Raw genomic sequence first — 8,963 nt, forward strand, 5'->3', positions numbered from 1 at the left:
GTCGAGGCTCCGGGGGCCGTTCCAGAACAACCGACTAGCGGTAGTCGCGACCGAAGTCGTAGTCGTCCAACGGCACCGCAGCACCAGTGCCCGTGCCGAAGACGTCCGGGGTGTAGTACCCGTCGTCGTAAGAAGGAATCGCGTACGCAGCCGCACGCGCCTCCTCAGTCGGCTGAACCTGGATGTTGCGGTAGCGGTTGATGCCCGTACCAGCCGGGATCAACTTACCGATGATCACGTTCTCCTTCAGACCGATGAGCTTGTCCGAACGCCCGTTGATGGCGGCGTCGGTCAGCACGCGGGTCGTCTCCTGGAACGACGCGGCGGACAGCCACGAGTCGGTCGCGAGAGACGCCTTCGTGATACCCATCAGCACCGGACGACCGGCAGCCGGCTCGCCACCCTCGGCGACGACCGCGCGGTTGCCCGACTCGAAGTCGGCGCGCTCGACCAGCGAGCCCGGCAGGAACTCGGTCGCGCCGGAGTCGATGATCGTGACCCGGCGGAGCATCTGCCGGACGATGACCTCGATGTGCTTGTCGTGGATGGCCACACCCTGGGCGCGGTACACCTTCTGCACTTCCTGCACCAGGTGCAGCTGGGCCTCGCGCGGGCCCATGACGCGCAGGACCTCGTGCGGGTCCGGAGTACCTTCCAGCAGCTGCTGGCCGACGGCCACGTGGTCGCCGTCCTGCAGCGGGCCCGTCGCCGTGTTGGCGAGACGCTGACGCTTGGACAGCTTCTCGAACACGATCTCCTCGGAGCCGTCGTCCGGGATCAGCGTGATCTTCCAGAAGCGGTCGCCGTCCTCGATGCGGACGCGGCCGTCGACGTCGGCGATCGGCGCCTTGCCCTTCGGGACGCGGGCCTCGAAGAGCTCCTGGACACGGGGCAGACCGGTCGTGATGTCGTCACCGGCCACACCACCCTGGTGGAACGTACGCATCGTCAGCTGCGTGCCGGGCTCACCGATCGACTGGGCGGCGACGATGCCGACGGCCTCGCCGACGTCGACCAGCTGGCCGGTGGCCATCGAGCGGCCGTAGCAGGACGCGCACACACCGACCGCGGACTCACAGGTCAGGACCGAGCGGACCTTGACGCGGAGGATGCCCGCGTCGACCAGCGACTGCAGTGCCGGGTCGCCGAGGTCGTCACCGCGGTTCAGCACCAGGTTGCCCTGGGCGTCCGTGATGTCGTCCGCGACGGTGCGGGCGTAGACCGACGTCTGCGCGAACTCGTGCAGGCCGACCTTGTCGCCCAGCTGCTCGCCGACGGTCATCTGCACACCACGGGTGGTGCCGCAGTCGACCTCGCGGATGATGACGTCCTGCGAGACGTCCACCAGACGACGGGTCAGGTAACCCGAGTCGGCGGTACGCAGCGCGGTGTCGGCCAGACCCTTGCGGGCACCGTGCGTCGCGATGAAGTACTCCAGCACCGACAAGCCCTCGCGGAACGAGTTCTTGATCGGACGCGGGATGTACTCACCCTTCGGGTTGGTGACGAGACCACGCATACCCGCGAGCGAACGGACCTGCGTCATGTTGCCGGCGGCGCCGGACTGCACGATGACGCGGATCGAGTTGTCCTCGGGGAAGTTGTCTTCCATGATCTCGTGGACCTGCTCGGTGGCCTTGGTCCACACCTTGACCAGCTCGGAGTTGCGCTCCTCGTGGGAGAGCTGACCGCGCTGGTAGCGCTTCTCGACGGCGTCCGCGAGGCGCTCGTGCTCCTCGAGGATGTCCTGCTTCGCCGCGGGCACGAGGACGTCCGAGATCGCGACGGTCACACCGGAACGGGTGGCCCAGTGGAAACCGGCGTCCTTCAGCTTGTCCAGCGTCCGGGCGACGGTGACCATCGGGTACCGCTCGGCGAGGTCGTTGATGATCACGGCCTGCCGCTTCTTGGGCATGACCTCGTTGATGAAGGCGTAGTCCTGCGGCAGGATCTCGTTGAACAGCACGCGACCCAGCGTGGTCTCCGCGAGCCACGGCTGACCGGGCTCCCAGCCCTCGGGCTCCTGGCCCTTCGGCGGGTTCTTGTCGGAGACGCGGATCTTCACCATCGCCTGCAGGCCCAGGACCTTGCGGTCGAACGCCATCAGGGCCTCGGCGGGCGACGAGTAGAAGTGACCCTCGCCGATGTCGCCGGCCTTGTGCCGGGTCAGGTGGTACAGACCCGTCACCATGTCCAGACGCGGCATGGCCAGCGGCTTGCCGGACGCCGGGGACAGGATGTTGTTCGACGACAGCATCAGGACGCGGGCCTCAGCCTGCGCCTCGGCGGACAGCGGCAGGTGGACTGCCATCTGGTCACCGTCGAAGTCGGCGTTGAACGCTTCACAGACCAGCGGGTGCAGCTGGATGGCCTTGCCCTCGACCAGCTGCGGCTCGAAGGCCTGGATGCCGAGGCGGTGCAGCGTAGGTGCACGGTTCAGCAGCACCGGGTGCTCGGTGATGACCTCTTCCAGCACGTCCCACACGGCCGGGCGCGCACGCTCGACCATCCGCTTGGCGGACTTGATGTTCTGCGCGTGGTTGAGGTCCACGAGCCGCTTCATCACGAACGGCTTGAAGAGCTCCAGAGCCATCTGCTTGGGCAGACCGCACTGGTGCAGCTTGAGCTGCGGGCCGACCACGATGACCGAACGGCCGGAGTAGTCGACGCGCTTGCCGAGCAGGTTCTGGCGGAACCGGCCCTGCTTGCCCTTCAGCAGGTCGGACAGCGACTTCAGCGGGCGGTTGCCGGGACCCGTGACCGGGCGGCCGCGGCGGCCGTTGTCGAACAGCGCGTCGACGGCCTCCTGCAGCATCCGCTTCTCGTTGTTGACGATGATCTCGGGCGCGCCGAGGTCGATCAGTCGCTTCAACCGGTTGTTGCGGTTGATGACGCGGCGGTACAGGTCGTTCAGGTCGGACGTGGCGAAGCGGCCACCGTCGAGCTGCACCATCGGGCGCAGGTCCGGCGGGATGACCGGGACGCAGTCCAGGACCATGCCCTGCGGGTTGTTGCGGGTCGCCTGGAAGGCGGCAACGACCTTGAGGCGCTTGAGCGCACGCAGCTTCTTCTGGCCCTTACCGCTGCGGATCGTCTCGCGCAGGATGTCGGCCTCGGCGTCGACGTCGTAGTCACCCAGGAGCTTCTGGATGGCCTCCGCGCCCATGGCACCGGTGAAGTAGTCGCCGTAGCGGTCGTACAGCTCGCGGTAGAGCAGCTCGTCCGCGATCAGCTGAGCGCGCTCGAGCTTGGTGAACGTGGACCAGATCTCGTCGAGGCGGTCCAGCTCGCGCTGGGCGCGGTCGCGGAGCTGGCGCATCTCACGTTCGCCACCCTCCTTGACCTTGCGGCGCACGTCGGACTTGGCACCCTCGGCCTCGAGCTCGGCCAGGTCGGCCTCGAGCTTCTGGGCGCGGGCCTCCACGTCGGCGTCGCGGCGGTTCTCGACGCGCTTGCGCTCGACCTGCATCTCGCTCTCGAGCGTGGGCAGGTCGTTGTGGCGCAGCTCGGCGTTCACGCCCACGATCACGTAGGCGGCGAAGTAGATGATCTTCTCGAGGTCCTTGGGGGCCAGGTCGAGCAGGTAGCCCAACCGGCTGGGAACGCCCTTGAAGTACCAGATGTGCGTGACCGGAGCGGCGAGCTCGATGTGGCCCATGCGCTCACGACGCACCTTCGCACGGGTCACCTCGACGCCGCAGCGCTCACAGATGATGCCCTTGAAGCGCACGCGCTTGTACTTGCCGCAGTAGCACTCCCAGTCCCTGGTGGGACCGAAGATCTTCTCGCAGAACAAGCCGTCCTTCTCAGGCTTGAGCGTGCGGTAGTTGATGGTCTCGGGCTTCTTGACCTCGCCAAAAGACCACTGGCGGATGTCGTCCGCGGTCGCGAGACCGATGCGGAGCTCATCGAAGAAGTTGACGTCGAGCACGTCTACTCTCTTCCCCTTTTTAGATCGGTGGCAAAGGAGCTGGTCGGGAGGCCGTCAGGGGGAACGCGGGAGGTGTTCCCCCTGACGGCCGGCGAGGTGACTAGTTGACGACGTCGTCCACGGAGGGCGACTCGGACCTCGACAGGTTGATGCCGAGGTTCGCGGCCGCGCGCTCCAGGTCCTCGTCGTCGCCGTCGCGCATCTCGATCGCGGCACCGTCCGAAGACAGGACCTCGACGTTGAGGCACAGCGACTGCAGCTCCTTGAGCAGCACCTTGAAGGACTCCGGGATGCCGGGTTCCGGGATGTTCTCGCCCTTGACGATGGCCTCGTAGACCTTCACGCGGCCGAGCACGTCGTCGGACTTGATGGTGAGCAGCTCCTGCAGGGTGTACGCGGCGCCGTACGCCTGCATCGCCCAGCACTCCATCTCACCGAAGCGCTGACCACCGAACTGCGCCTTACCACCCAGCGGCTGCTGCGTGATCATCGAGTACGGGCCGGTCGAACGCGCGTGGATCTTGTCGTCCACCAGGTGCAGCAGCTTCAGGATGTACATGTAGCCGACCGACACGGGGAACGGGTACGGCTCGCCGGAGCGACCGTCGAAGAGCTGCGCCTTGCCGTTCTCCTTGACCATCCGCTCGCCGTCGCGGTTCGGGATCGTCGAGCCGAGCAGGCCCGTGATCTCCTCTTCCTTGGCGCCGTCGAAGACGGGGGTCGCGGTCTTGGTGCCGGGCTCGACGTCGTACAGCTCTTCCGGCAGGTTCTTCGCCCAGTCCGGGTCGCCGTTGACGCTCCAGCCCTGCTTGGCGATCCACCCGAGGTGGGTCTCCAGCACCTGGCCGATGTTCATACGACGCGGCACACCGTGGGTGTTCAGGATGATGTCGACCGGCGTGCCGTCCTCGAGGAACGGCATGTCCTCCGCGGGGAGGATCTTGCCGATGACGCCCTTGTTGCCGTGGCGGCCGGCGAGCTTGTCACCGTCCTGGATCTTGCGCTTCTGGGCCACGTAGACGCGGACGAGCTCGTTCACGCCCGGAGGCAGCTCGTCGTCGTCCTCACGCGAGAAGACGCGGATGCCGATGACCTTGCCGTACTCGCCGTGCGGCACCTTGAGCGAGGTGTCGCGGACCTCGCGCGCCTTCTCACCGAAGATCGCGCGGAGCAGGCGCTCCTCGGGGGTCAGCTCGGTCTCGCCCTTGGGCGTGACCTTGCCGACGAGGATGTCGCCAGGCTGCACCTCGGCACCGATGCGGATGATGCCGCGCTCGTCGAGGTCGGCCAGGACCTCCTCGGAGACGTTCGGGATGTCCCGGGTGATCTCCTCGGCGCCGAGCTTCGTGTCGCGGGCGTCGATCTCGTGCTCCTCGATGTGGATCGAGGTGAGAACGTCGTCCTGCACGAGGCGCTGCGACAGGATGATCGCGTCCTCGTAGTTGTGGCCTTCCCACGGCATGATCGCCACGAGCAGGTTCTTGCCGAGCGCCATCTCACCGTTCTCGGTGCACGGCCCGTCGGCCAGGACCTGGCCCTCCTGCACCCGGTCGCCCTCGTTGACGATGGGCTTCTGGTTGATGCAGGTGCCCTGGTTCGAGCGACGGAACTTGTGCAGCGCGTAGGTGTTGCGCGCACCGTCGTCGGCCATGACGGTGATGTAGTCGGCGGAGACCTCCTCGACCACACCGGTCTTCTTCGCGACGACGACGTCACCGGCGTCGACCGCGGCACGCAGCTCCATGCCGGTGCCGACCAGCGGCGACTCGGAGCGGAGCAGCGGCACGGCCTGACGCTGCATGTTCGCACCCATCAGGGCGCGGTTCGCGTCGTCGTGCTCGAGGAACGGGATCATGGCGGTCGCGGCCGACACCATCTGGCGCGGCGAGACGTCCATGTAGTCGACGTCCATCGGGTCGATGAACTCGACCTCGCCGCCCTTCTTGCGAACAAGAACGCGGTCGTCGGTGAAGTTGCCCTCGTCGTCGGTCGGCGAGTTCGCCTGCGCCTTGACGAAGCGGTCTTCCTCGTCCGCGGTCAGGTAGTCGATCTGGTCGGTGACCCGGCCCTCGGTGACCTTGCGGTACGGCGTCTCGATGAAGCCGAACGGGTTGACCCGCGCGTAGCTCGAGAGCGAACCGATCAGACCGATGTTCGGGCCTTCCGGCGTCTCGATCGGGCACATGCGGCCGTAGTGCGACGGGTGGACGTCGCGGACCTCCATGCCGGCCCGCTCACGGGACAGACCACCGGGACCCAGCGCCGACAGGCGGCGCTTGTGGGTCAGACCCGCGAGCGGGTTGGTCTGGTCCATGAACTGCGAGAGCTGCGAGGTGCCGAAGAACTCCTTGATCGCCGCCACGACGGGACGGATGTTGATCAGGGTCTGCGGCGTGATCGCCTCGACGTCCTGCGTGGTCATGCGCTCGCGGACGACGCGCTCCATGCGGGACAGACCGACGCGGATCTGGTTCTGGATCAGCTCGCCGACCGTGCGCAGGCGACGGTTGCCGAAGTGGTCGATGTCGTCGACCTCGACGGGAACGTCGGTGCCGTTGGCGGCGTCCATCTGCGTCTCACCCGCGTGCAGGCGGACGAGGTACTCGATCGTCGTGACGATGTCGTCCTCGGTCAGCACACCGGTGTTGATGTCGGTGTCCAGGCCCAGCTTCTTGTTGACCTTGTAGCGGCCAACCTTCGCCAGGTCGTAGCGCTTGTCCTTGAAGAACAGGTTCTCCAGCAGGGCCTGCGCGGACTCCTTCGTGGGCGGCTCGCCCGGACGCAGCTTGCGGTAGATGTCGAGCAACGCCTCGTCGGTACCCGCGGTGTGGTCCTTCTCGAGCGTGGTCAGCAACGTCTCGCTGAACGCGAACCGCTCGCGGATCTGCTCGGTGCTCCAGCCCAGAGCCTTCAGCAGCACCGTCACCGGCTGGCGACGCTTGCGGTCGATGCGGACACCAACGGTGTCGCGCTTGTCGACGTCGAACTCCAGCCAGGCACCCCGGGACGGGATGATCTTGACGCTGAAGACGTCCTTGTCCGTCGTCTTGTCGACCGCGGTGTCGTAGTAGACACCGGGCGAACGCACGAGCTGGGAGACAACCACGCGCTCGGTGCCGTTGATGATGAACGTGCCCTTGTTCGTCATCATCGGGAAGTCACCCATGAACACCGTCTGGCTCTTGATCTCGCCAGTGGTGTGGTTGGTGAACTCCGCCGTGACGAACAGCGGTGCCGCGTACGTCATGTCCTTGTCCTTGCACTCCTCGGTCGAGGCCTTGACCTCGTCGAAGCGCGGGTCGGAGAAGGACAGTGACATGGAGCCGGAGAAGTCTTCGATCGGCGAGATCTCGTTGAGGACCTCTTCGAGGCCGCCCGTCGGGGTCTCGTCGCCGGCGTCGACGCGACGCTGGAACCACGCCTCGTCGCCGGTGAGCCATTCGAACGACTGGATCTGCAGGTCGAGCAGGTTGGGCGTCGAGAGCGGCTCGTGAATCTTTGCGAACGAGACGCGCTTCGGCGCTCCAGGGATCCCCGACGTGGAGTTGGTCGCAGCAGTGGCCTTGGTCGCGCGAGAGATCGCCAAGATGCGTCCTTCCAGGGACAGGTAGCTGGCTAGAGCGAACTAGCACGGCTGTCAAGGGTGCGGCGATGCCCGACTAATCCACGCTCTCGGCGAAGGGCAAGCGGAAAATGGGCAGCGCAAAGGGGCAGTCTAGCCACGCGCACGGCGACTGTCGAGAGGCACCTGGAAGGACCCTCCTCTTGCTCACCGACAGAGTGACCCTGCATGAGCGTGCAGTCAAGATGTTGCGCGCCGATCCACCCTCTGGATGGAGCGATGTCCACCGACCGTCACCCATTTGACCTGCACAAACACGTGTGCGGCCGATTTGGTTGGAAGTTGGCGGCTTCAAGTGAACTTACAGAGCGCCACCAGATTTGTGTGACTGAGATCACGCGTGTCGGGGCTGGCGGAGGGGGTGTTTTCAGTGCTTTCCGGGTACTTCCGGGCCCCTCACAGCGGAGTTGATCTTAGGGGACGGCGCCGATCGGCCAACCACCGGCCTGCCCCAAACGACCCGACGAGATGAGGGCCGCTTCTCGCCGCGGCCGAAGTGCACGCGGGGAGCTTTCGTTCGCTTCGAGCGCACGCGGGGGCCCCGCGTGCCGTAGGAGGAAACGCGGGGGCCCCGCGTTCCCCGGAAGGTAACGCGGGGGCCCCGCGTTCCGGTCAGCAGGTCTGGAGCTGCTGGTTCTGTTCGGCCGTGGCGCCGAACATCTCCATGTTGTCGATCTTCCACCGGCCACCGGTGTCGACCGCGCTCACGCGGAGCATCGCGGTGCCGCCGCCCGACTGGTTGTCGGTCGTGCGGGTGGTGACCTGGTCGGCGAAGACCAGCACGGTCGCGTGGCCGTCCTTCAGGGACGACACGGCCGATGAGACGACACGAACCGTCACGACCAGCTTCTGCTGCGGCGCGACTTCCTTCACCGGGCCGAACACGGCGTTGTACTGGCACAGGGCCTTGCCCGTGAGCAGTTCGCGAGCCGCCTTCTCCGTCGACTCGACGTCGGCGAAGTTGTACGAGAACGACTTCTCCACGGCCTCGCGGACCTGGCCGTTGACCGCAGACGTGGTCGCGGCGTCGACCAGGGCGGCGTCGTAGGACACCGCGCGCGACTTGACCAGGAAGAACGTGCCCAGGCCGCCCAGCAGGACCGCCACCAGGAGCAGGGCCGCGGGCAGCATCCAGCCGGGCCGACCAGCCGCAGCCGGCGTCGACTCCACCTTCTCCGCGTCGGCCGAGAACCTGGCCTTCTTCTCGGTGAGCTCGGCGTCCGGCTGCTTCGTCGCAGGTGGCGTCCACTCGACCGCCGTCGGCGCCTTGAGCTCCTCCTGCTCCTCCTCCACTACCTCGGGAGCAGCAGCAGCCGCGTCGGAGGCGCGCCGGTGCAGACCGGCGACCTTCGGGCGGCCTCCGGCCGGAGGCGTCGGGATGGGGCGGCGGCGGGATGGAGGCACTTGCAC

Annotated in this window: 3 protein-coding genes; all 3 read right to left on the reverse strand. The window is 66.7% G+C overall.

Features of this window, described 5'->3' with window-relative positions:
* Positions 1-34 precede the first annotated feature (34 nt).
* Positions 35-3,931, reverse strand: a complete 3,897-nt coding sequence (locus ACFOWZ_RS11310) for a DNA-directed RNA polymerase subunit beta' (RefSeq protein ID WP_030473483.1) — start codon at positions 3,929-3,931, stop codon at positions 35-37.
* A gap of 100 nt (positions 3,932-4,031) precedes the next feature.
* Positions 4,032-7,517 (reverse strand): DNA-directed RNA polymerase subunit beta, encoded by a 3,486-nt coding sequence (rpoB, locus tag ACFOWZ_RS11315; RefSeq protein ID WP_030473484.1) that lies wholly within the window; start codon positions 7,515-7,517, stop codon positions 4,032-4,034.
* Between the two features lie 648 nt (positions 7,518-8,165).
* On the reverse strand, positions 8,166-8,957 hold the full coding sequence (locus ACFOWZ_RS11320; RefSeq protein WP_382371769.1) for a hypothetical protein: 792 nt from the start codon (positions 8,955-8,957) through the stop codon (positions 8,166-8,168).
* Positions 8,958-8,963: the final 6 nt, after the last annotated feature.

Origin of the sequence: Lentzea rhizosphaerae (genome assembly GCF_042649515.1) — a bacterium.
GTDB lineage: Bacteria > Actinomycetota > Actinomycetes > Mycobacteriales > Pseudonocardiaceae > Lentzea > Lentzea aerocolonigenes.